Below are 23,445 nucleotides of genomic sequence, written 5' to 3'. Positions count from 1 at the left end.
CCTGAGCAAGGCGCGGAGACGTGCCGGGATTTCGGCTGGGCCCGCTCCGCGCTACGGTGGGCGTCATGGACATCATCAGGGCAGGCACCGTGGCCGCGCAGAGCGGTCCGGCCGAGTGGTTCACGGGCGAGGTCACCATCGAGCCGTTGTTCACGGCGCCGGACCCGGCGCGCGCTGCGGGCAGCCGCGTGACCTTCGCGCCGGGTGCCCGGACGGCGTGGCACACGCATCCGCTGGGGCAGACGTTGATCGTCACGGACGGCCTGGGCCGCGCCCAGCGGGAGGGCGGCCCGGTGGTGGACCTGCACCCGGGCGACGTGGTGTGGTTCGCGCCGGGTGAGCGGCATTGGCACGGTGCGGCGCCGGGTCAGGTCATGACCCACCTCGCCATTCACGAGCGCCTGAATGGGGAGGCGGTGCACTGGCTGGAGCACGTGACGGATGCCGAGTACGGGTCGGAACAGTAAACCGGGGACCTGCGGGTCCCCGGTTCGTCAGGTCGCCGCTCTTACTTGCAGCGGACGTCCTTCCCGAAGTACTTGGTGCTGATGGTGGCGTACTTGCCGTTGCCCAGCAGGCGCTGAATGCCGGCGTTGAGGCGCAGGCGCAGCGCCGTGGCGTCCTCGTGGATCATCATGCCCTGCGGCACGCTCCACAGTTCCGGCCCGAAGTACAGGGTGGCTTTGGGGAACATCTGCTTGATGGCGGGCTGCATGGCGCTGTACATGAACGTGGCGTCGGCCTGGCCGCTGATCATGGAGAACATCACGTCCTGGCTGGTGGGCACGACGCTGACCTTCTTGTCGAAGGGGAGTTTCTGCACGAAGCTCTGCATGATGGACCCGGAGCCGACCACGATGGTCTTGCCGGCCAGGTCGGTGTGGGTCTTGAGTTTCGGGCTGGTGCTGACCATGGACACGGCGCTGCAGCTGGTGGGCGTGGTGAAGTCCACGCGGTTCTCGCGGGTGCTGGTGATCGCCTGGGCGCTCATGGCGACGTCCACCGCGTCGCTGTTCAGCAGTTTGGACAGCTGGTCGATAGGGGCGGGCACAAGCTTGACCTTCAGGCCCATGTCGGCCGCGACGGCGGTGATCAGGTCCACCTCGAAGCCGGTGACGGTGGTGCCGCTCGCGAAGCCGAAGGGGGGGATGTCGGCGGCGGTGGCGACGCGCAGGGTGCCGTCCTTGAGGATGTCATTCAGGCTGCGGGCCTGGGCGGCGGAGGTCAGGGCGAGGGTGGCGAGGGTCAGGGTGGTGAACAGGCGGGGGGTCTTCACAGTGGGTCTCCTGGCAGCGTGACGGACGCTGACTGGAAGTCACCGCCTGGGTGCCCGTCAGCTGTCTTGTACAGCGCATTGTGCTGCGCGGAGTCTCTCCGTTCTCTCACAGGGCAGCTCGGGTGGTCCGCCCCCGCCTGCCTGTCACCGGAAAGCGCCAGGAAGTGTGTTCAGGTGGGCGTGCAGGGCGCATCCGCTTGAAAGCCCTTATCCCTGTGCCCCGGGCGGGATCTGTCAGGCTGTCACAGGACTTCCTGAATGCTCAGTCTTCCTGCAGGGCCGCCCAGTCCGGCGGGCGTTTTTCCAGGAAGGCGGTGACACCTTCTTTCAGGCTGGCGCTGGCGCGCGCCGCGGCGTTCAGGTCGGTGGCGCGGCGCAGGCCCTCCTGCACGCTCAGGGTGGGGGCGTCGGCCAGCATGGCCTTGGTCTGACGCAGGCTGTACGGCGCGTTCGCGGTGACCTGAGCGGCGATGGCCAGCGTGCGGGTCAGGCTCTCCCCTTCCGGGGTCGCCTCGTTCACCAGGCCCATGCGCGCGGCGTCCGCGGCGGTGACCAGCCGGCCGGAGAGCAGCAGGTCCCGGGCGTGCTTCTCAGGAATCTGGCGCATCAGGAACACGGCGACCAGCGCGGCCACGAACCCGATCTTCGCCTCGGTGTACCCGAGCCTGGCGCGGGCGTCCATGACCGCGTGGTCGCAGGCGGCGACCAGGCCCGCCCCGGCCGCCACGGCGTGCCCGTTCACGGCCGCGAAGGTGGGTTTGGGCAGCAGGTACAGGCGTTCGAGCAGCGCCCCGAAGGCCTGGGCGTCCGCGCGGTGCCGTTCGGGCGGCTGCGTGCTCATGGCCTGGAGTTCCTCGATGTCCAGCCCGCCGCAGAAGGCCGCGCCCGCCCCGGTGAGGACCACGCCCCGCACCGCGCGGTCCTCGGCGGCGGCGTCCAGCGCGGCGTGCAGGGCGCGGATCAGGGGCGTGTTCAGGGCGTTGCGCACGGCAGGCCGGTCCAGCGTGAGGATCAGCAGGTCACCCTGACGGTCCTGGCGCAGGCCGGGGTGGGAGGCGGGGTCGGTCATGGCCTCAGGGTAAACCGCCCGGGCAGGCCGGCTGCGCTACGCTCCGGGCATGTCCGCCGAACCGGAAGCCTTCCTGCACGACGTTGGCGGGATCCCACTGGAGGTCCAGCGCGCCGGTCCGGGCCCACAGGAGGCGCCCACGCTGGTGTTTCTTCACGAGGGGCTGGGCAGCGCGGGGCTGTGGCGGGACTTCCCGGCGCGGCTCGCGGCCGCGACCGGGTGCGGGTGGATGGCGTACAGCCGTGCCGGGTACGGCCGCAGCGGCCCAGCGGCCCTGCCCCGCCCGGTCACGTACCTGCACCATGAGGCGCTGGACGTCCTCCCGGAGGTGCTGCGCGCGCTGGATGTCAGGGAGCACATGCTGGTCGGGCATTCCGACGGCGGGAGCGTCGCGCTGATTCACGCCGGGGCGGCCGCGCTGCCGGGGCTGCGGGGCGTGGTGACTGAAGCGGCGCACGTCTTCAACGAGGAGCTGAGCCGCCAGGGCATCCGCGAGGCGGTCGCCGCGTACGAGGCGGGGGACCTGCGCGGGCGCCTGGCGCGGCACCACGATCACGTGGACGTGGCCTTCCGCGGCTGGAGCGACACGTGGCTGAGCGACGCGTTCCTGACCTGGAACCTGGAGGCGTACCTGCCTGGGATCCGGGTGCCGGCGCTGGTCATGCAGGGCCTGGACGACGGGTATGGCACGCCCGCGCAGGTGGAGGCGATCGTGCGCGGCATCGGACCGCACGCCGAGGCGCTGCTGCTGCCCGGCTGCGGGCACACCCCGCACCGCGAGGCGCCGGACGTGACGCTGGCGGCCATGGCGGCCTTCGTCACGCGGGTGACCGGACGGGGGGCGGTGTGAACGGCGTCATTCCGGCGCTGGACCCGGGCATGACGGGCAGGTGCGCGATCCCCCTCGACCGGGCCGGGCCGCTACGGACCTACCGGAATCTGGGGGCAGGGTCCCTGCCCGGGTGACGCGCGGGCGCTGCCTGACCCCCGCCAATTGGCGGTCAGGTCTGAGTGAAAAAATGCTCGGTGGTATTCTTAGGGAAGTGACCCTGTTACAGCGGCTGAAAGATGAGACTTCCAGTGAGCATGCGGCGCTGGAGGCCCGGCTGCCATTGATGCACCCGGACCTGACCCTGCAGGACTACGTGGGCGTGCTGCAGGCCTTCTACTCGGTGGTACAGCCCCTGGAGGCGCGGCTGGACGCTCTGGTTCTCCCGGAGGCGCTGGAATGGCCGGAGCGGCGCCGCGCGGCGCTGCTGGAAGCGGACCTGCGCGGCCTGGACCAAGCGCCGGTGCCCCCGGACCCGGGCAGCGCGCAGGTGTGGGCGGACCTGACCGGCGCGGAGGCGCTGGGCGCGTGCTACGTGCTGGAGGGGTCCACGCTGGGCGGGCAGCTGATCACCCGGCAGCTGGGCCGCCTGGGCCTGAGCGCCGAGGACGGCGGCGCGTACTTCGCAGGGCACGGCGTGCATACCGGGGCGCGCTGGAAGGCCTTCCGGGCGGCGCTGGAAGGCAGCGTGCCGGCGGAGCAGGAGGACGCGGTGCTGCGCGGCGCGCGGCGGACCTTCCTGGCCTTCCACGGGGCGCTGGCGTGACCGGCCCGAACCCGGAGGCGAACCTGCTGCCTCCCACGTACCTGGGCGGTCCGGAGATCACCACCGAGAACTGCGAGCGCGAACCGATTCACATTCCGGGCAGCGTGCAGCCGCACGGGGCGCTGCTGGTCGTGAACGCGGAGGGCGGGCAGGTGCTGCAGGTCAGCGAGAACCTGCCGGCGTTCCTGGGCGTGGCCGCGCCGGAGGCGCTGGGTCGGCCGCTGGGCGCCCTGCTGGGTGGACTGACCGGCGTGGACGGCGCACGCGTTGAGGCGCAGATCGCCGAGGCGCTGCCGGACGGCGTGGCCGATAACGTGCAGTTCCGCGTGCCGCTACACACCGGCGCGGGGGTCGCCGCGCCGCTCATCCTGACCGCGCACCGCGTCGGGGAGCGCCTGATCGTGGAACTGGAACCCACCCAACCCGACACGGCCGGTCTCGCCTACCGGCGCCGCAACGCCGTGTTCGCCATGGAAGGCGCGACCGGCCTCGTGGAGCTCGCGCAGGTGGCTGTCACGGCCGCGCGGGACCTCAGCGGCTTCGACCGGGTGATGCTGTACCGTTTCGGGCCGGACCACAGCGGCGAGGTGCTCGCCGAGGCGCGGCGGGAGGACCTGGGCAGCTTCCTCGCGCACCGCTTTCCGGCGTCGGACATTCCCCCGCAGGCGCGGGCCCTGTACGTGCGACACCTGCTGCGCCTGACCGCGGACGTGAACGCCGCGCCGGTGCCGCTGCTGCCGCGCCTGGACCCCGTGACGAACGCGCCGGTGCCGCTGGGCGGCGCGGTGCTGCGCGCCACGTCGCCGATCCACCTGCAGTACCTGCGGAACATGGGCGTGGCGTCCAGCCTGTCGGTGTCCATCGTGGTGGACGGCCGCCTGTGGGGCCTGATCGCCTGTCACCACCAGACGCCGCTCGTGACCAGCCCGGAGCTGCGCAGCACCCTGGAGGAGCTGGGGCGGCTGCTGAACCTGCAGGTGCAGCTCAAGGAGCGCGCCGAGGTGGACGCCTTCCGCGAGCGGCTGCGCGGCGGGCACCAGCGGGTGCTGCAGGCGGCCGCGCGGTCCACCGCGCCGCTGGACGCCCTGAGTGACCCGGGCCTGCGGCTGCGGGAACTGATGAACGCCGGCGGGCTGGCCCTGCACTTCGAGGGCCAGTGGCGCACGCTGGGCGCCGCGCCCGGCACGGCGGACCTGGAGGCCCTGCTGGGCTGGCTGCGGGCGACGGAGCCGGGCACACTGTACAGCACCGACGAACTGGGCGCCGCCTGGCCGCCCGCGGCGGAGCTCCCGGGCGTGGCGAGCGGGCTGCTGGCCCTGAGCATCGGGCACGGCTGGCGCGAAGCGCTGCTGTGGTTCCGCCCGGAGGTGCCGCGCACCGTCGCGTGGGGCGGCGCGACGCCCGAGTTCGCCAAGGACGGCCTGGGGCCGCGCCAGTCGTTCGAGACGTACCTGGAAACCGTGCAGGGGCGCGCGCTGCCCTGGCACGAGGGCGAGCGTTCGGAGGCGTCGGCGCTGGGGGAGACGCTCACGGCCACGCTGGGCGAGCGCCTGACCACGCTGCGCAGCCTGAACGACCAGCTGGCGCGCAGCGGCGCTGAGTGGCGGGAACTGGCGTTCGTGATCGCACACACCGTGAAGGAACCGGTGCGGTTGATCCATCAGTTCGTGGAGCTGTTCGGCCTGCGGCAGGGCGCGGACATCGACCCGGAATCCCGCACGCTCTCGCAATTCGTGACGCGCGAGACCGGGCGGCTGCACCGCCTGATCACGGACCTGTATGCGTACATCGAGCTGCTGTCCTACCCGGCCCTCTCGCCGGTGGACGTGACCCCCGTGCAGTTCGTGCAGGACGTAGTGGAAGCCGTGCCCGGCGCCGCCGGTCGGGTCACGGTGGACGTTTCGGGCGCGTCCGGCGCCGACCGGCCGGTCCGGGTGGACGCGGTCAAGGGCCGCGAGGCGCTGCGGCAGGTGGTCGTCAACGCCCTGACGTACTCCCCGCCGGGGTCGGCGGTGACGGTCACGGTCCGGCAGGACGCGCACTCGACGACCTTCACGGTGGCCGACCAGGGCCCGGGCATTCCCCCGCAGTACCGGGACCGCGCCTTCCAGCTGTTCCAGCGGCTGGTGCCGGGCCAGACCGACGATCCGGCCGGCACCGGCCTGGGGCTGCCGCTGGCAAGGAAGATCGCCGAACTGCACGGCGGGACCCTCAGCCTGGACGCCGCGCCCGGGCCCGGCGCGCGCTTCACGCTGCGGCTGCCGCTGGACCTGCCGGCCCCGGCCATGCCCCTGTCTGGAGCGGGCGCGTGACCGCCGTGGAGGGCGGGGAGATGCGCGGCGTGCGGCGTCTGCTGCTCGCCGAGGACAACGCCGCCGACGTGTTCCTGATGGAAGCGGCGCTGCAGCACGCCGGTGTCGCCCTGGAGTTCGTGGTGGCGCGCGACGGCGTGGAGGCCATGGCCGTGCTGCAGGAGGGCGGGCCGCTGCCGGACGCCGTGGTGCTGGACCTGAACATGCCGCGCATGAACGGCTTCGAGGTGCTGGAGGCGGTGCGGAGCGACCCGCGCCTGGCGGGCCTGCAGGTGATCGTGCTGACCACCTCCAGCGCCAGCGTGGACCGCGAGCGGGCGCAGGCGCTGGGGGCCGACGCGTACATCACCAAGCCGCTGGCCTTCGACGAGTTCACGGCGCTGGCTGGGCGCCTGGACGAACTGGTGCAGCCGCCCGTGCCTCAGCCCGGCTGAGGCCGGGCGGGGGTCAGCGGGCGGTCCAGCCGAGATCGAGGTCCAACACGGCGCCGGTCATGCCCCACGCGGCGCGGGAGGCCACGTAACTGGCGAGCGCGGCGATGTCCTCCGGGTTCAGGAGGCGTTTGATGGCGGCCGGTTCGAGCATGACCTTCTGTTCGACCTCCTCGGCGGTGATGCCGCGCGTGCGGGCCTGGTCGGCGATCTGGCCCTCGACCAGCGGCGTGCGCACGTACCCGGGGCAGATGGCGTTCACGGTGAGGCCCTGCTCCCCGGCTTCCAGCGCGGCGGTGCGGGTCAGGCCGATCAATCCGTGTTTGGCGCTGATGTAGGCGCTCTTGAAGGGGCTGGCGACGTGCCCGTGGATGCTGGCGACGTTGATGATGCGGCCGTGCCCGCTGCGGCGCAGGTGCGGCCAGGCGTACTTGCTGAGCAGGAAGGGCGCGGTGAGCATGACGTGCAGCATGGTGTCCCAGGTGTCTTCCGGGAACTCCGCGATGGGGTCGATGTGCTGGAAGCCGGCGTTGTTCACCAGCACGTCCACGCCGCCGAGGGCGGCCACGGTCTCCTCCACGGCGCGGCGGCAGTCGGCGCGCCTGCTGAGGTCCGCGCCGATGAAGTGCAGGTCGTGGGCGGCGGCCACGTCGCGGCCCTGGGGGCGGTCGAGGTCCAGCACGGCGACGCGCAGGCCGTCCGCCTGAAGGCGCTGGGCGATGGCGAGGCCGATGCCGCTGGTGCCACCGGTGACGAGGGCCGTGCGGTCTTCCTGAACGGGCTGGGTCATGCGGGGAGTGTAGGCGCGGGCCGTCACGGGCCGATTACGGATTCCAGGATGTTCAGTTGTACACAAATTGACACGCGTACAACCGGACAATTCTCATTAGCCGAGCAGGCGCCCGGCCAGCGCCGCCGTTTCGTCCGACGGCGTGAGGCCCAGCTCCCTCAGCGCGACTTCCAGCTGCGCATACACCCGCCGCGCCGCCGCGCCGTGCCCGCGGCCCTTGTGCAGCCGCATCAGCAGCCGCGCGGCCGGCTCGTGCGCCGGGTCCAGCGCCAGCACCGCCCCGGCCGCCCCCACCGCCCGCTCCACCTGTCCTTCCTGCACGGCCAGCAGCGCCTCGGCACACAGCGCGTCCGGCAGCTGCGCGGCGTACGCGGCCGCCACCTCCTGCACCGGCGGCAGCTCCGAATCGGCCAGCGCGCCCGGCAGTTCCAGCAGCGCGTCCAGCCGCCCCGGCGTGCCGGCCGGCAGCTGCAGCTGCCGCTGCGCCGCCCACAGGTCCACGTGCAGGTCCGGGCCGCCGCGCAGCCTCACCCAGTCGCCGCGTTCCAGGAACACGCCGCTGGGGGCACCCTCCTCCAGCACCTGTCCCAGCGCGTGCAGCGTCACGCGGAAGTTGCGCTCGCCCACGCCCGGGTCGGCGTCCGGGAAGAGCAGCTCCTGCGCCTGCTCGCGCGGCACGCCGTCGACGTGCGCGGCCAGCAGCAGCAGCAGGTCCCGCGCCTTCGCCCGGCCCCAGTCACGTGGGCGGCCCTCACCGAGGCGCGTCACCGCCACCCGGCCCAGCACCTGCACCTGCACGCTGAACCCCGGCGTGTCGGTCGGCAGGGGCAACTGCGCGTACCCCAGCGCCGCGGCCAGCGACAGCAGCGCCTCCCGCAGCGCCGGGTGGTCGGCGGCCAGTCGCGCGAGCAGCTGCGCGCGCCGCGGCCCTTCAGGGAACGGGGAACTCAGGGCGCGCCGGGTGAGCAGGAACGGGTACCGCGCGGCGGCCTGCGCGGCCTCCGGCGCCGTGACCGTCCCGGCCGGCAGCGACGCGGCCTCGCCGAGCGCCACGGCCGCGAGTCCGAACGCGTCGCCGCACGCCAGGAAGGCCGCGCGTGCTGCCGCCCAGCGCCCGGCGTCCGGGTGGCCGGCGTGCAGCGCGGCCAGGGCGTACATCAGGTGCAGCAGGCCGCGCATGTAGGCGTCGCCCATGCTGGCCGCCAGCGCCTGCTCGTGCAGGTCCCGCGCCCGGCCGGGCTCGCCGCGCCGCTCGGCGAGGTACGCCAGGCCCATCAGCGCCTCGGTCTGCAGGCGCTGCGTGACCGGCTGCGCCGTGGCCTGCGCCGCCTCGTAGTGCGCCTGCGCGCTGTCCAGCGCGCCCACCGTCAGGTCGGCGTGCCCCAGCCGCGCCAGCGCGAGGGCCCGCACGAACGGGCTGTCGAGCCGCTCGCCCTCGCGCAGCCCGTCCCGGGCGCGGGCGGAGGCGAGGTCCGCGGCTCCGGTGGCGGCGTGCAGCAGACTGGACAGCAGCAGGCCCTCGCGGTGGTTCTGTGCGGCGCGCGCGCCGCCCACCTCGCCCCGCGCAGCGTCGTCCGCCATCTGCAGCGCCCGGTCCAGGTCGCCGGAGCGCAGGGCGTACCGCGCGGACCGCTGCAGGTCCGGTTCCAGGGCGGTCGCCTCGGCCAGCCGTCCGGCGTTCAGCAGGTTCTCGGCCCGCATGCGCCGCACCTGCGCGAGCATGGCCGCTCCCTCCGGGTGGGCGGCCGCCAGGGCCTCGGCGCGGGCGAGCGCGTCCCAGCCCAGGTCCGGCTGCACGGTGTCCAGCGCGACCTGCGCCTCACCCAGGGCGCGTTGCAGATCGCCGCTGCGGGCGTAGTCGTGCAGCGCCGCCGGGTACCGCGACGCGAGGCGGTGCCGGTCGCCAGACAGCGCGTGCACCTCGGCGGTCCACGCCGCGGCCGGCAGGCGCTCCAGGGCCTTTTCCACCAGGGAAAGCCGCCCGGCGCGCAGCCAGTCCGGGCCGTGCCGGATGAGCAGCGCCGCGGCGCGGTCGGTGTTCCCGGCAAGGAAGTGCGCGGCCATGGCGCGGCGCGGGTGGCCCAGCGCCTCGTGGTGCGCCGCCCCGCGGGCGGCCAGGGCCACCACCTCGCCGGGCGGCAGCTGGGCGCGCAGGTGGGCGCGCAGCAGCGGGTGGGCGCGGTACGCACCCTCGCCCTGCCGGGTCAGGAACGTCCCGGACCGCGACAGGGCTTCGAGCAGCTCTCCGCCGGTGTCCAGCCCCAGCACGTCCCGCAGCAGGGCGGGGGTCAGGTCCTCAAACAGGCTGCCGCTGACCAACACGTCCCGCAGCGCCGGGTCCAGCGGGCCCAGCACCTCCTGCGCCAGGTACGTGAACAGCGTGGCGAGCTGCGGCCCGCCGTCCAGGTCGGACAGCCGCGCGAGCTGCACCCGGCCCTGTGCGCACGCCTGGGCGAGGTACCGCACCGCGATCGGCCAGCCTTCGGTAAGCGCGTGCGCGTGCTGCAGGTCCGGGCGGCTGAGCGTGACGCCCTGCGCGGCGAACAGCGCCCCGAGTTCCTCCGGGGTGAAGGTCAGGTCCTCCACGCCCAGCGCCGCGAGCACGCCCGCGGCGTCCAGGCGGGTGAGTTCGGTCAGAGAGAGCGGGACTCGGGAAAGCAGCGCCACCTGCCCCTGCCCGCAATCCAGCAGTTCCCGCAGCAGTTCGTCCAGCAGGCCGCCGCCCAGGTGGTGTGCCTCATCAATGACGAGCAGTGCGCGGCTGGCGTCCAGCACGTCGGCGACCTTCGCCGCGACGCGGCGCGGTGGCGTGCCGGCGTCCATCAGCGCGGCCGGGCCGTGCCCGCCGGGAAGCTGCTCGACGGCCAGGGACAGCCCGGCCACGAACACCTGCGGGTCGGCGTCGTCGGCGTCCAGGGTGAGCCAGGCGCGGGCGTCGCGCAGGTCGGCGGTCGCCAGGGTGGTGGTCTTGCTGTACCCGGCGGGCGCCACGACCGTGATCACCTGCGCGCCGTCCGGCGCGTGCAGGCGCGGCCGGGTCAGGGCGCCGCGCACCACCGGCCAGCGGGCGCGGCGCGCGGACGTGAGTTCACGCCAGGAAGGGGCCATTGCCGGGATGCTAGCAGGGGACGCGCTGCCCGGACCGTGCCGGGTGTGCCCCGCTACACTGCCCGGCCTGGTTGTGCGCTTCAGTGGCAGCAGGAGGCCACCATGTCCGATGACCGTTCCCCTTCCACTCCCCCCGCTGCCGAGGCCCTGACCCGCTGCGACGCGCTCGTGCTCGGGGCCGGCCAGGCGGGCGGTCCGCTGGCACGCGCCCTGACGGATGCCGGCCGGCGGGTCGTGCTGGTCGAGGCGACGCACGTGGGCGGCACCTGCGTGAACGAGGGCTGCACGCCCACGAAAACCATGATCGCCAGCGCCCGCGTCGCGCACCTGGCCCGCCGGGCCGGCGAGTACGGCGTGCACGCCGGGAAGGTCCACGTGGACTTCCCGGCCGTGCAGGCCCGCAAGGATGAGGTGGTGGCGCAGTTCCGATCCGGAAACGAGCAGGGCCTGACGGAGGCAGGCGTGGAGGTCGTGATGGGCCGCGCCCGCTTCACCGGCCCGCACGCGGTGCAGGTGGCCCTGCCGGACGGCACGCACCGGGCGTTCGAGGCGCCGCTGGTGTTCATCAACACCGGCGCCCGGCCCACCTGGCCGGACCTGCCAGGGCTGCAGGACGTGGATGCCCTGGATTCCACCGGCCTGCTGGGCCTCAAGGAGCGACCCGAAAAATTGCTGATCTTGGGGGGCGGGCCGGTGGCGCTGGAGTTCGCGCAGGCCTTCGCCCGGTTCGGCAGCGACGTGACGGTCCTGGAGCGCGGCGAGCGGCTGCTGGAGCGGGAGGACGAGGACGTGGCCGCGGCCCTCACCGAAGCCCTGACGGCCGACGGGGTCACGGTGCTGTGCGGGCACCAGGCCCTGGAGGCCCGCCGCGCGGAAGGCGGCCTGAGCCTGCGGGTGCGCGGCCCAAAGGGCGAAAAGACGCTGCACGGCACGCACCTGCTGGTGGCGGTGGGCCGCACCCCGAACACGGACGACCTGGGCCTGGACGCCGCGGGCGTCGAGGTGGACGACCACGGGCACATCTGCGTGAACGACGACCTGCTCACGGGCGTGGACGGCGTGTACGCCCTCGGGGACGTCCGGGGCGGGCCGGCCTACACGCACGCCGCATACGACGACTATCGGATCGTGCGGGACGCCCTGCTGCACGGCACGCACCGTTCGTGGCGGGACCGCTTGGTGCCGTACACGGTGTTCACGGACCCGGAACTTGCCCGAATCGGCCTGGACGAGCAGGGCGCGCACGAGCAGGAGCGGCCGGCGCGGGTGTACACCCTGCCGATGTCGAAGGTGGCGCGCGCCACCGAGACCGGGGAAACGCGCGGCCTGATCCGCGCGGTGGTGGAGGCCAGCACGGACCGGCTGCTCGGGGCGACCGTGCTGGGCGCCGGGGGCGGCGAGCTGCTCAGCGTCCTGCAGGTGGCGCTGCACGGCGGCCTGACCGCGGCCGACCTGCGGGAGGGGATCTTCTCGCACCCCACCTGGAGCGAGGCGCTGAACAACCTGTTCATGCAGGACCCGGTGGAGGTCCCTGGCGCTCAGGAAAGGAACGACCCCCGCTGAGGCGGGGGCGGCAAGGGATGAACTGCGCGGCTCAGAAGGCCGGAACGACGGCGCCTTTGTAGGTGTTCAGGATGAACTCGCGCACCGCGGCGCTCTGCAGGACCTTGACCAGCTTCTGGTAGTCGGGGTTTTTCAGCGTGGCGGGCTTCACGGCCAGCAGGTTCGCGTACGGGCTGCGGGCGTCCTCCAGGGTCAGGGCGTCCTTGAGGGGGTTGAGGTTGGCGTCCAGGGCGTAGTTGGTGTTGATCACGGCGGCGTCCACGTCGGCCAGGGCGCGGGGGAGCTGAGCGGCCTCCAGCTCGCGGAACTTGAGGCGTTTGACGTTGCTGACGATGTCCAGGGGCGTCGCGCCGGTCGTGACGCCGGGCTTGAGGCGGATCAGGCCGGCTCGTTCGAGCAGTTTCAGGGCGCGGCCGCTGTTGCTGGGGTCGTTGGGGATGGCGATGGTCGCGCCGGTCTTCAGGTCACGCAGGGCCTTCACGCGGCGGCTGTACACGCCGATGGGCTCCACGTGAATCTTCGCGCCGGCCACGATCCCCAGCGGACGGTCTTTCTGGAAGGCACTCAGGTACGGGGCGTGCTGGAAGAAGTTCACGTCGATGCTGCCGTCCGCCAGGGCGAGGTTCGGCTGGACGTAATCGCTGAATTCACGCACGACCAGCGTCACGCCCTGCTTGGCGAGCAGCGGCTTGACGAAGTTCAGGATCTCGGCGTGGGGCACGGGGCTGGCGCCGACGCGCAGGGTGCCGGCGGAGGCGGTGGTGAGCAGCAGGGCGGTCAGCAGGGCAGGGATGCGCATGGGAAACTCCTTGGGAGGCGCCGGGGGCGCCGGGAATGTGGGGGCAAAGGGACGGGAGGCACGCCGCGCGATGCGGGGCGGGAAGGGTACGCCGGGTGATTGAAAGGTCAGCGGTGGTCGGTCCAGGCGGACGCGCGGTCCCCGGCCCACTGCATGCCCTGCACGAGCAGCAGCAGAACCACGACCGTGGCGACCATCACGCCGGTGTCGAAACGCTGGTAGCCGTAGCGGATCGCCAGGTCGCCCAGGCCGCCGCCGCCGATCGCGCCGGCCATGGCGCTGGACCCGATCAGGCTCACGAGCATCACCGTGAAGGCGTGGATGACGGCGGGGCGCGCCTCGGGCAGCAGGACCTTGAAGACGGTCTGGGCGGTGGTGGCGCCCATGGCACGGGCGGCCTCGACCACGCCGGCCGGCACCTCCTGCAGCGCGCCGTCCACCAGGCGGGCCACGAAGGGAATGGCGGCGACCGCGAGGGGCACGATGGCGGCGGTCGAGCCGATGCTGGTGCCGGTCAGCAGGCGCGTGACCGGAATCAGCAGGACCAGCAGGATGATGAACGGTACGCTGCGACCGATGTTCACGGCTGCGTCCAGCAGCTGGAACGCGGCGCGATTGGGGCGCAGGCCACCGGGGCGCCACAGGGTGAGCAGCACGCCCAGGGCCGTGCCGAGCAGCTGCGCGACGAGGGCGGCGGGCAGCACCATCCACAGCGTTTCCAGGGTGGCCTGCCCGAGCAGCGGCCACAGCACCTCGGCGGTCACGCGCCCACCGCGAGCGGCGCGCTGCCAGGCAGGTGCAGGGGAAGGTGGGCGCTGACGGCGAGCCAGACGTCCACGCCCTGCAGGTGCGCCTGCGCCTGCACGAGCCGCGCGCCGCTGCGGGCCAGCGCGGCCAGCGTGTCCGGGTTCAGGTCCGGCAGGGTCAGATGCCGCAGGGTTTCGTGGTCGGCGAGCGGGACCTGGGGGCGGTGCGCGCCGAGCAGCGCGCGGGTGACCGGATGCTGCGGGGCGCGCAGCACGGTTCCCGTCTCGCCGGTCTCGACGATGGTGCCGTGGTCCAGCACGGCGACGTGGGTGGTCACGGCGCGCACTACTTCCATCTGGTGCGTCACGATCACCAGGGTCAGGTCGCGTTCCTGCTGGATGTCCAGCAGCAGGGTCAGGATGCTGGCGCTGGTCTCGGGGTCCAGGGCGCTGGTGGCCTCGTCGGCGAGCAGCAGGTCCGGGCCGGTCACCAGGGCGCGGGCGATCCCGACGCGCTGCTTCTGCCCGCCGGAGAGCTGAGCGGGGTAGCGGTCAGCGAGGGCCTCCAGGCCCACCAGCCGCAGCTGCTCGCGCGCCAGGGCGTCACGCCGGGCGCGGGGCACGCCGCGCAGTTCGAGCGGCAGGGCCACGTTCTGCAGGGCGGTGCGCTGGGCCAGCAGGTTGAACTGCTGGAAGACGAGGCCGGTGCGGGCCTGATGGGCGCGCAGCTGCGGGCCGTGCACCACCTCGCCGCGGGCGAGCAGCACGCCGGCGTCGGCGTGGTCGAGGCCGCTGATCAGGCGCACCAGGGTGCTTTTTCCGGCGCCGCTGCGGCCGATGATGCCCATGCGGCTGCCGCGCGGCACGTGCAGGGTCAGGTCGTGCAGGGCCGGCTGGGGCTGGCCGGGGTAGGTCTTGCGGACCTGCTGGAAGTCCAGCGCGGGAGGCGCTGAGGCGGGGGGGAACTGAGGCATGACACTGGCTCCGGCGTTTCGTGGGTGAAAGGGGCGCCGGAAAACGGCAATCCCCTTCCTGGGACTGGTCGCGTCGGAAGGGGACAGAATGTCGCTGCTGAACCTGTGATGAGGTACGCCCTTCCTTTACCCGTTCTGCCACCCGTGGTCATCGTTGGGGTGCGCAGGGCTGGAAAGCACCCGCCGTGATGAGGGCTGGTTGCTGCGGCGGTCCGTGGTCCAGTGACCTCACGCCGACTCTGGATAAAGGCGGCTCCTGTGCTGAAGCCGGTGCAACTGTAGACCAGTGGATCAGAGCTGTCAACAACTTGTCCAGCATGGTCCAGGGACCGCCGGTGGCACACTCGGGGCAGGTCACGACCACTCAGGAGGCGGCATGCGGGAATGGCATTTACCGGTGCGGGTGGAGGCACTGAAGGTGCTGGTGAGCGGGTACCAGTCGTGGAGCGAGGCGGAGCTGCGCCCCCTGACGGACGTGCAGGCCCGCCCGGCAATGGCGTGGCGGCACGACCAGGGCCACGACCCGGGCTTCCTGCCCAGCGGCCTGGGCGGCGTGTGGCGCAGCCACACCCTGATCGCCCTGGTGCGCGGCGACGGCGGTGGCTGGGTGGGCGGCGTGCTGGACGCCACCCGGACCTTCGCGCAGTGGGAGACGCGCGTGGAAGGCGACGGCGTGCAGGTGACCCGCACGCTGGAGGGGCCGGAGGTGCCGGTCGTGTGGGAGGAGACGGCCGACGTGACCGCTGCGGTGGAGGCCCTGGCGGCCCGGCTGGGGCGGGCGATGGGGGCCCGGCAGCCGGCGCCGCTGCGCGTCTGGTGCAGCTGGTACAGCTACTACCGCGACGTCACCTTGGACGCCATGCTGGAGAACGCCCGCCTCGCCCGGGAACGCGGGCTGCCCTTCGACGTCTTCCAGCTCGACGACGGCTTCCAGGCCGACCTGGGCGACTGGACCCGGCCAGCCGCGCACTTCGGCGGGCACGCCCGCGACCTGCCCGGACCGCTGCGCGAACTGGGCTTCACGCCGGGCCTGTGGTTGGCCCCGTTCCTGGTGGGGCCGGGATCACAGCTGTTCGCGGAACACCGCGACTGGCTGGTGCGCGGCCCGGACGGCGGGCCGCTGCCGGTGGGGCACAACTGGGGCGGGCCGTACCCCGTGCTGGACACCACGCACCCCGACGTGCTGCCCTGGCTGCGGGAGCTGACGGCCACGGCACGCGCGTGGGGGTACCCGTACCTGAAACTGGATTTCCTGTTCGGGGCGGCGCTGCCGGGCGTGCGCTTCGATCCCACGGTGGGCCGGGCGGACGCCTACCGCCGGGGCCTGCAGGGCCTGCGGGACGGCGCGGGTCAGGACGCGTTCCTGCTGGGCTGCGGGGCGCCGCTGGCGCAGAGCATCGGGCTGGTGGACGCCATGCGCACCGGGCCGGACGTGGCCCCCTACTGGGACGACCACACCCGCCGCGTGTGGCTGGGTGACGGCACCGCGCCGAGCGCCCGGGCGGCGCTGCACACCAGCCTGAGCCGCTGGTACCAGCACGCGTGGTACCAGCCGGACCCGGACGTCGCCATCTGCCGCCGCGAACTGAGCCTGCTCAGCGCCGAGGAGCGCGGGACAGTTGCAGGCATGCTGGACGTGATCGGCGGCCTGCGGGCCAGCAGCGACCCGATCAGGATGCTGGACGAGGAGGGCCTGAACCTGCTGCGCCGCTGCCTGGAGGTCAGCCGCACGGACCGCCCGCGCACCCTGACCCGCAGTTACGGACCGGCCGTCACGCACTTCACGCGGGCGACCTTCAACCTCACGGACGACTGGCAGGACGGGCAGCCGCCTCACAGCGTCCGGGGGCCAGCCTGAGCGGCCCGGTCAGCCGGTGAGGGCGCCTTCTTCCTGAGCCGTGCCGAAGGTGAAGCGGGTGCGTGAGGCGTAGCGCTCGCCGGGGCGCAGCACGGTGGAGGGGAACGCCGGCTGGTTGGGGGAGTCCGGGAAATGCTGCGTTTCCAGGCACAGGCCCCAGTGCCGGTCGTAGCGCCGCCCGGCCTTGCCCGTGATGGTGCCGTCCAGGAAGTTGCCTGTGTACAGCTGAAGGCCGGGTTCGGTGGTGTGCACGTCCAGCACGCGTCCGGACTGGGGGTCGTGCAGGGTGGCGGCGTGCACGAGGTCGCCGGACTGGCCTTCCCCGCCCGAGAGCACGAGGTTGTGGTCGTACCCGCCCGCGTGCCCGAGTTGCGGGTGGGCAGCGTGCTGGGCCAGGGCGTCCCCGAGACGCTGCGGCGTGCGCAGGTCGAAGGGCGTGCCGGTCACGTCCGCCTGCTCCCCGGTGGGAATCAGGGTGGCGTCCACCGGCGTGAACCGGTCGGCGTTCACGGTGAGCCGGTGGCCCAGGATGTCGCGCCGGGCGTCGCCGCTCAGGTTCCAGTACGTGTGCTGCGTGAGGTTCACGATGGTGGGCGCGTCGGTGTGGGCGGCGTACGTCAGGTCGAGCGTGCCGCCCGGCGTGAGGGTGTACGTGACGGTCACGTCCAGCGTGCCCGGGTAGCCTTCCTCACCTGCGGGGCTGCGGCGGGTGAGTTCCAGGACGGCGCCGGCAGGTCCGGCGTGGGCGTGACCGGCCCAGAGCTGCTGGTCGAAGCCGCCCGGGCCGCCGTGCAGGGCGTTCGGGCCGTTGTTCCGCGCGAGCTGGTACGTCTGGCCGTCCAGCGTGAAGGTGCCGCCGGCGATCCGGTTTCCGTACCGGCCGATCAGCGCGCCGAAGTACGGCGAGGTGGCGCGGTCCAGGTACGGTTCCAGCCGGTCGTGCCCGAGCACCACGTCTTCCCGGGTGCCCGAGCGGTCCGGGGCGAGCAGACGGACGATCACGCCGCCGTAATCCATGATCTCGGCGCTGAGGGGACCGGCGCTCAGGGTGTACAGGGTGACCGGCTCGCCGCGGGGCGTGTGGCCCCAGGGCTGGGCCGTGACCGTGGGAGCCGGCGCGTTCACTCTCTCCCCTGCCGGAGCACGCGCGGCCCCCACGCGCCGGCGAAGGAGGACGGGCGCCCGCGCCTCGCCCAGTTCACGGCCGCCCGCAGCGAAGGTTCTCGCGCGGTCCAGGGCCTCGCGCGACCCTTCGTCGGGCGCGGTTCGCAGCAGGTCAGGAACATGGCCTATCTTGCCCCGCGTCCCATCAACCTTCAACTGAACCCGCAGGCATGAAGACGAAAAAGCGCGGGCGTGCTGCCGGGAGCCACTCACCAGATGGCCTGGCGGGCACTGTTGCCGGGCATCCAAACTCCCGCTCGTCATGCCGTCACCGTGCTCATGCTTTAGCGTTTCCACATGGTCATTCGGGTGACCACGAATCAAATTGACCCGCTCCTGGCGCCATGTTAGGCTCGATTTCGTCGTCTAGTTCAGTTTCACTCCGCTGATTCCGGCCCTTCCGTGCCGGATGCCGCGGCCCTGACGTGCTGGCCCCGCTCCTGCTGCTCATATCGTTGCCCGCTTCACCGGCCCCGGCCGGCAGCTCCTCCCGTCCCTTCCCAGGACCATTCAGGAGGCATCACATGACAAGGACCATGCCCCGGACCGCCGCCCTGTTCGCCATGCTGGCCCTCGGGGCCGCCGGCGCGCAGAAGGTCACGCTGACCTACCTGCACGGGTTCACCGGCCCCGACCGCCCCGTGATGGAGGACCTCGTCAAGCGCTTCAACGCCACGCATCCGAACATCGAGATCCGGGCGCAGGCGCAGCCGTGGGCGACCACCTGGCAGCAGCTTCCGGCGCTGGTCGCCTCGGGCCGCGCGCCCGACATCGCGGTGATCAACGAGGACCAGATCACGGGCTTCATCGCGCGGGGGGCCGTCTCGCCCCTGACGGCCGCCGAGATGAAGAGTGCCGGGATTGACCGCAGCAAGTTCTTCGGACCGCTGTTCGCCACCGCCGACTACAAGAATCAGGCCTACGGCGTGCCGATCTCCAGTGTGGCGTACGTGATGTTCTACAACCGCGACCTGATGAAGAAAGTCGGCCTGGACCCCACCAAGCCGCCCCGCACCCGTGCGGAGTTCCTGAAGGCCGCGCAGCAGTGCACCGTGGACAAGAACGGCCGCACGTCCACGCAGTCCGGCTTTGATCCGAAGAACCTGAGCACCTGGGGCGTCAGCCTGTACAACAACTGGGTGGGGTCCCGCGCCGCGTACGCCGCGATCCTGCAAAACGGCGGGGCGCTGACGGACAAGAATCAGAACGCGGCCTTCAACTCCCCGCAGGCGGTGAGCGCCGTGCAGTTCCTGGTGGACCTCGTGCGGAAGTACCAAGTGGCCCGTCCGAACTCCACGGAGGAGGCGGAACTCGCGGCGTTCTCGCAGGGCAAGGTGTGCATGTTCCCCAGCGGGCAGTGGTACCTGGACCGGTTCGAGTCGCAGAAGATGAACTTCGGCGTGACGTTCATGCCCCGCATCGGCGGGACGGTGCGTGACGCGGCGTGGGGCGGGTCCAGCCACCTGACCCTGCCCGTGCAGCGCGCCGGGTACCCGGCCGAGAAACGCCGCGCGGCCCTGGAGTTCCTGGCCTGGATGGCGCAGCCCGCGCAGAACCTGCAGTGGACGTCCACCGGGAGCCTGCCCACGCAGGCGGCGGTCGCCAGCAACAAGAAGTTCGAGAGCACGCCCATCAGCGGCATCTTCGACCGGCTGAACAGCGTGTACGCCACCAGCGGCTACCCGTGGGTGGGGCAGGTGATGGGGCCCTTCGACGCCGCGTGGGAAGCGGCGTACCTGGGCAAGAAGTCCGTGCAGCAGGCCCTGAACGACGGTGTGCGAGAGGCGAACAAGCAGATCGAGCAGGCCCGCAAGAACTTCAAGTAACGCCCCCGGGAGGCGCGGCGCCGTGGACGACTCTGACCCACGGCGCCGCGCCCGCTCCCCGGCCACCCCCTGCCCGGAGGTTCACGTCCGATGACCACGCACCCCGCGGGACCCCTGTCCGCCGCGCCCGCCCGCCGGCGCCTGTCGCCCGAACCGTACCTGTACCTGTTGCCGCACGCGGTGTTATTTTTCGTGTTCACGGTGTACCCGATCGGGTACGGGCTGTACATCAGCCTGCACCGCTGGGACCTGCTGAACCCGGAGAAGGCCTTCGTGGGGACCGAGTTCTACCGGAACCTGCTGAGCAGCGGGACCCCTCAATCCGAGTTCTTCTGGCGCACGCTGCTGAACACCACGCTGTTCACGGTGGTCAGCGTGCCGCTGCTGGTCGCCGCGGCGCTGGGGCTGGCGCTGCTGCTCTACCGCCCGATCTTCGGCCGGAGTTTTTTCCGGGCCGTGTTCTTCCTGCCGGGCATCCTGACCGTGTCCGTGATGGGCATCCTGTGGCGGTGGATGTTCGACAACCAGATCGGTCTGGTGAACGCCGCCCGTGAACTCCTGACCGGTGCGCCGCCGATTCCCTGGCTGTCCACCGAGGGGCTCGCCTGGGTGCCGATCGTCGTGGGGACGGTGTGGTGGACGGTGGGGTTCAACATGACCCTGTACCTGGCCGCGCTGGGCAACATTCCCAGCAGCCTGTACGAGGCGGCCTCGCTGGACGGGGCCACGCCGGGGCAGCAGTTCCGGTTCATCACCTGGCCGCTGCTGGGGCCGCAGACGCTGTTCGTGTTCATCACGACCGCGCTGGCGTCCTTCCAGCTGTTCGGGCAGTCGCTGGTGATCACGGCGGGCGGCCCGAACCGCTCCACGCAGAGCGTCATCCAGTACATCACCGAGGAGGGCTTCACCAACGCGCAGATTTCCAGTGCCGCCGCGATGGGGTTCGTGTTCGGGCTGATGATGCTGATCCTGACGGCCGCGCAGTTCCGGATCATGGCGCGCGACGCGCGTGAAGGGGGCGCCGCGTGAGCGCGCCGGTCTCTCCGTTCCCGGACTCCGGCGCGGCCACCGGGGCCGAGGCGGCGGTGCGGCGGGCCGCGCCGCGGCGCCGCTGGCCGCGCGACCTGCCGCGGTTCCTGCTGCTGTGCGTGCTGGCCGCGCTGTTCCTCGCGCCGGTGTACTGGATGATCTCCACGTCCCTGAAATCCGAGGCGGACGCCATCGCCTCGCCGGTGCAGTGGATTCCGCTGCACCCCACGCTGGACAACTACCGCGCGGTGTTGACCTCGCCAGACGGAAACATCCTGCGCTGGACCTGGAATTCGCTGCTGGTGGCGCTGCTGTTCACGATGGGGCACGTGGCGCTGTGCGCGCTGACGGCGTATCCCCTGGCCCGGATGCGCTTTCCCGGGCGGGACACGTGGTTCTGGTTCATTCTGTCCAGCCTGATGATTCCCGGGATCGTCACGCTGGTGCCCACGTACATCATGATGCTGAATTTCGGGTGGATCAATTCGTACCACGCGCTGATCTGGCCGGGGATCAGCGGCGTGTTCGGCGTGTTTTTGCTGCGGCAGTTCTTCCTGAGCGTGCCGCGTGAACTGGAGGAAGCCGCCCGGCTGGACGGCGCGGGCAGTTTCATGATCCTGTGGCGGATCATCCTGCCGCTGAGCATTCCCTCGCTGGTGACGCTGGCGGTGTTCGCGTTCATGGGGTCGTGGAACAACTTCCTGTGGCCCTTGTACACCGTGACCGACGTGGACAAGATGACGCTGCCGGTGGGCATCACGACCTTCTCGCAGCGGTACGTGACCGAGTACGGGAAACTGATGGCCTCCACCACCCTGGCGGCCGTGCCGGCGCTCATCGCGTACCTGGTCGCGCAGCGGTTCCTGGAAGCGGGGCTGTCCACCACGGGGCTTAAGGAATGACCGGGCGCGGCCCCCTGCTCCTGGGCCTGGCAGACGTGCTGGCCGGCGCCGTGTTCGGCCTGCCGACGACCGCCCAGACCTCTGCGGCCCAGACCTCCGGCACGTCCAAGACCTTCACCAACCCGGTGCTGGACGCCAACTTTCCCGACCCCTTCATCCTGAACGACGGGGCCGGGCGGTACTACGCGTACGCCACGAACGGCAGCCGCGGGAATGTGCCGTACGCCGTCAGCCGCGACCTCGTGGGCTGGGAGGTGCGCGGGGACGCGATGCCGAAACTGCCGGCGTGGGTGCAGCCGGGCCTGACCTGGGCGCCGGAGGTCGTGCGGCTGCGCGGGGCGTACCTGCTGTACTTCACCGCCCGCGACCGCAAATCCGGCCGGCAGTGCATCGGCGTGGCCACCGCGAAAACGCCTGCCGGGCCGTTCAAGGCGCAGGGCAGCGGGCCGCTGGTGTGTCAGGCCGGCCAGGGCGGGTCCATCGACGCGAGTCCGTTCGTGGACCAGGGCGCCAAGGCGTACCTGCTGTGGAAGAACGACGGGAACTGCTGCAACCAGACGACCAGCATCTACCTGCAACCGCTGTCCGCCGACGGCCTGAAACTGACCGGCAAGGCCAGCACCCTGATCAGCAATTTCGCGCTGTGGGAGGGCAACGTGATCGAGGCGCCCACCCTGTACCGCCGGGGCGCGGACTACTACCTGCTGTACTCGGCCGGCCCGTTCGATTCCGACCTGTACGCCGTGGGGTACGCCACCGCGAAGAAGGTCACCGGCCCGTACCGCAAGGCCGCCGAGAACCCCATCCTGGTCTCGCGCGGGAAGGTGGCCGGGCCTGGGCACCAGACGGTCGTGACCGACGCGGCCGGGCAGACCTGGCTGGCGTACCACGCCTGGACCGCCGGGTATATCGGGGATGAGGCCGGGTACCGGTCCCTGTACCTGGACCGCGTGAGCTTCCAGAACGGCAAGGTGAAGGTCAGCGGCCCGACCGTGGGCCCGCAGCCGCGCCCGGCCGTGAAGGCGGCGAAACCGTGACCGGCGGCCCAGCGCCGGTGGGGCCGCTGTACCCGGGGTACTTCGCCGATCCCTTCGTGCTGCGCCACGCCGGGCGGTACTACGCGTACGGCACGGGCCGCGTGGTGGAGGGCCGGGTGTTCGAGGTCCTGGCCTCCGACGACCTGGAGCACTGGACGTCCTGCGGCGGGGCGCTGCTCCCGCTGGACGAGGAGCCGCGCGACTACTGGGCGCCGGAGGTGGCGGAGCACGGCGGCACGTTCTTCATGTACTACTCGGTCGGAGAGGGCGACCGGGGCCACCACCTGCGCGTGGCGACGGCGCCGCACCCCACCGGACCCTTCCGGGACCTGGGCCTGAACCTCTCGCCGGAGGAGCCGTTCGCCATCGACCCGCATCCCTTCCGGACAGCCAGCGGGGAGTGGTTCCTGTACTTCGCGCGGGATGACCTGAGCGGCGAGCGGCCCGGCACGGTGCTGGCGGCCGCGCCGCTGCATGACATGACCCGGCTGGGCGAGGTCCGCACGGTCCTGCGGGCCAGCGGCGACTGGCAGCGGTATCAGGCGGAGCGCGCCATGCCGCATTACGGCGGCGTGTTCGACTGGCACACCCTGGAGGGGCCGTTCGTGCTGGAGCGGGGCGGCACCTTTCACCTGCTGTACTCGGGCGGCGCTTGGATCGGGGAGACGTACGGCGTGGGGCACGCGACCGCCCCGCACCCGCTGGGCCCGTTCCAGGAGCCGCAGCCGGGCGCGGCGGTGCTGCGTTCGGGCCGCGGGCTGATCGGGCCGGGGCACGCCAGCGTCACGCAGCGCGGCGACCAGGATCACCTCGTGTTCCACGCCTGGGACGCCGCGCACACCATGCGGCAGCTGCACGTGGCGCCGCTGAGCTGGGCCTCGGGGCGGCCGGTGGCCGTGGTGCCGTGAGCTGGTGCGGTGAAGGCGGCCGTGCGCCAGGTTCCTCCTCCCTGGCCGCCCCGGCACA

Annotated in this window: 20 protein-coding genes; 12 read left to right on the top strand and 8 right to left on the bottom strand. The window is 72.1% G+C overall.

Annotation, left to right across the window (positions count from 1 at the left end):
* Positions 1–65 precede the first annotated feature (65 nt).
* Positions 66–467 (top strand): (R)-mandelonitrile lyase, encoded by a 402-nt coding sequence (locus tag DFI_RS17950; RefSeq protein WP_027462270.1) that lies wholly within the window; start codon positions 66–68, stop codon positions 465–467.
* A gap of 41 nt (positions 468–508) precedes the next feature.
* On the opposite strand, the gene DFI_RS17945 is transcribed toward DFI_RS17950, so the two are convergent.
* The gene (locus DFI_RS17945; protein ID WP_027462269.1) at positions 509–1,276 is read right to left on the bottom strand and encodes a substrate-binding periplasmic protein; all 768 of its coding nucleotides are present in this window, start codon (positions 1,274–1,276) and stop codon (positions 509–511) included.
* A 262-nt stretch (positions 1,277–1,538) separates the two neighbouring features.
* A complete protein-coding gene (locus tag DFI_RS17940) occupies positions 1,539–2,345 on the bottom strand; it encodes an enoyl-CoA hydratase/isomerase family protein (protein ID WP_051307523.1) in 807 nt (268 codons plus the stop codon).
* 49 nt (positions 2,346–2,394) lie between these two features.
* Here DFI_RS17940 and DFI_RS17935 point away from each other — a divergent pair, with 49 nt between their 5' ends.
* From DFI_RS17935 to DFI_RS17920, 4 genes are all read left to right on the top strand, one after another.
* On the top strand, positions 2,395–3,195 hold the full coding sequence (locus tag DFI_RS17935) for an alpha/beta fold hydrolase (protein WP_027462267.1): 801 nt from the start codon (positions 2,395–2,397) through the stop codon (positions 3,193–3,195).
* 193 nt (positions 3,196–3,388) lie between these two features.
* Positions 3,389–3,940 carry a biliverdin-producing heme oxygenase gene (locus tag DFI_RS17930; RefSeq protein WP_051307522.1) on the top strand — a complete coding sequence of 184 codons (552 nt, stop codon included), beginning with the start codon at positions 3,389–3,391 and terminating at the stop codon, positions 3,938–3,940.
* Complete coding sequence (locus DFI_RS17925; RefSeq protein ID WP_051307521.1) at positions 3,937–6,252, top strand: ATP-binding protein; 2,316 nt, start codon at positions 3,937–3,939, stop codon at positions 6,250–6,252. Before DFI_RS17930 ends, DFI_RS17925 begins: the two co-directional genes overlap by 4 nt.
* Positions 6,249–6,686, top strand: a complete 438-nt coding sequence (locus tag DFI_RS17920; protein ID WP_022802801.1) for a response regulator — start codon at positions 6,249–6,251, stop codon at positions 6,684–6,686. Before DFI_RS17925 ends, DFI_RS17920 begins: the two co-directional genes overlap by 4 nt.
* A gap of 13 nt (positions 6,687–6,699) precedes the next feature.
* On the opposite strand, the gene DFI_RS17915 is transcribed toward DFI_RS17920, so the two are convergent.
* Both DFI_RS17915 and DFI_RS20360 read right to left on the bottom strand, forming a co-directional pair.
* A complete protein-coding gene (locus tag DFI_RS17915; protein ID WP_022802800.1) occupies positions 6,700–7,473 on the bottom strand; it encodes a 3-hydroxybutyrate dehydrogenase in 774 nt (257 codons plus the stop codon).
* A gap of 96 nt (positions 7,474–7,569) precedes the next feature.
* Positions 7,570–10,581: an AfsR/SARP family transcriptional regulator gene (locus tag DFI_RS20360; RefSeq protein WP_027462264.1), complete on the bottom strand. Its 3,012-nt coding sequence runs from the start codon at positions 10,579–10,581 to the stop codon at positions 7,570–7,572.
* A 102-nt stretch (positions 10,582–10,683) separates the two neighbouring features.
* Between DFI_RS20360 and DFI_RS17905 the strand changes: the two genes are divergently transcribed.
* On the top strand, positions 10,684–12,144 hold the full coding sequence (locus tag DFI_RS17905) for a mercuric reductase (RefSeq protein ID WP_051307520.1): 1,461 nt from the start codon (positions 10,684–10,686) through the stop codon (positions 12,142–12,144).
* A gap of 31 nt (positions 12,145–12,175) precedes the next feature.
* On the opposite strand, the gene DFI_RS17900 is transcribed toward DFI_RS17905, so the two are convergent.
* The 3 genes from DFI_RS17900 to DFI_RS17890 form a co-directional block, all read right to left on the bottom strand.
* Positions 12,176–12,943 (bottom strand): MetQ/NlpA family ABC transporter substrate-binding protein, encoded by a 768-nt coding sequence (locus tag DFI_RS17900; protein WP_022802797.1) that lies wholly within the window; start codon positions 12,941–12,943, stop codon positions 12,176–12,178.
* A 107-nt stretch (positions 12,944–13,050) separates the two neighbouring features.
* A complete protein-coding gene (locus tag DFI_RS17895; protein WP_420810888.1) occupies positions 13,051–13,650 on the bottom strand; it encodes a methionine ABC transporter permease in 600 nt (199 codons plus the stop codon).
* Positions 13,651–13,703: 53 nt separating this feature from the next.
* Positions 13,704–14,663 (bottom strand): methionine ABC transporter ATP-binding protein, encoded by a 960-nt coding sequence (locus tag DFI_RS17890; RefSeq protein ID WP_043777265.1) that lies wholly within the window; start codon positions 14,661–14,663, stop codon positions 13,704–13,706.
* A 376-nt stretch (positions 14,664–15,039) separates the two neighbouring features.
* Between DFI_RS17890 and DFI_RS17885 the strand changes: the two genes are divergently transcribed.
* Positions 15,040–16,521, top strand: coding sequence for a glycoside hydrolase family 36 protein (locus tag DFI_RS17885; protein WP_051307519.1), 1,482 nt, complete (start codon positions 15,040–15,042; stop codon positions 16,519–16,521).
* 9 nt (positions 16,522–16,530) lie between these two features.
* On the opposite strand, the gene DFI_RS17880 is transcribed toward DFI_RS17885, so the two are convergent.
* A complete protein-coding gene (locus DFI_RS17880) occupies positions 16,531–17,646 on the bottom strand; it encodes an aldose epimerase family protein (RefSeq protein WP_027462261.1) in 1,116 nt (371 codons plus the stop codon).
* Positions 17,647–18,209: 563 nt separating this feature from the next.
* Here DFI_RS17880 and DFI_RS17875 point away from each other — a divergent pair.
* The 5 genes from DFI_RS17875 (at position 18,210) to DFI_RS17855 (ending at position 23,387) form a co-directional block, all read left to right on the top strand.
* Positions 18,210–19,511, top strand: coding sequence for an ABC transporter substrate-binding protein (locus tag DFI_RS17875; RefSeq protein WP_027462260.1), 1,302 nt, complete (start codon positions 18,210–18,212; stop codon positions 19,509–19,511).
* 90 nt (positions 19,512–19,601) lie between these two features.
* Positions 19,602–20,540, top strand: a complete 939-nt coding sequence (locus DFI_RS17870) for a carbohydrate ABC transporter permease (protein WP_043777264.1) — start codon at positions 19,602–19,604, stop codon at positions 20,538–20,540.
* Complete coding sequence (locus tag DFI_RS17865) at positions 20,537–21,442, top strand: carbohydrate ABC transporter permease (protein WP_420810885.1); 906 nt, start codon at positions 20,537–20,539, stop codon at positions 21,440–21,442. The genes DFI_RS17870 and DFI_RS17865 overlap by 4 nt, the downstream gene beginning before the upstream one ends.
* Complete coding sequence (locus tag DFI_RS17860) at positions 21,439–22,479, top strand: glycoside hydrolase family 43 protein (RefSeq protein WP_027462257.1); 1,041 nt, start codon at positions 21,439–21,441, stop codon at positions 22,477–22,479. The genes DFI_RS17865 and DFI_RS17860 overlap by 4 nt, the downstream gene beginning before the upstream one ends.
* Complete coding sequence (locus DFI_RS17855; protein ID WP_027462256.1) at positions 22,476–23,387, top strand: glycoside hydrolase family 43 protein; 912 nt, start codon at positions 22,476–22,478, stop codon at positions 23,385–23,387. Before DFI_RS17860 ends, DFI_RS17855 begins: the two co-directional genes overlap by 4 nt.
* Positions 23,388–23,445: the final 58 nt, after the last annotated feature.

This window comes from Deinococcus ficus, assembly GCF_003444775.1.
GTDB lineage: Bacteria > Deinococcota > Deinococci > Deinococcales > Deinococcaceae > Deinococcus > Deinococcus ficus.
The sequence above is the reverse complement of the archived record's forward strand: the minus strand, read 5'-3'. Positions and strand labels throughout refer to the sequence as shown.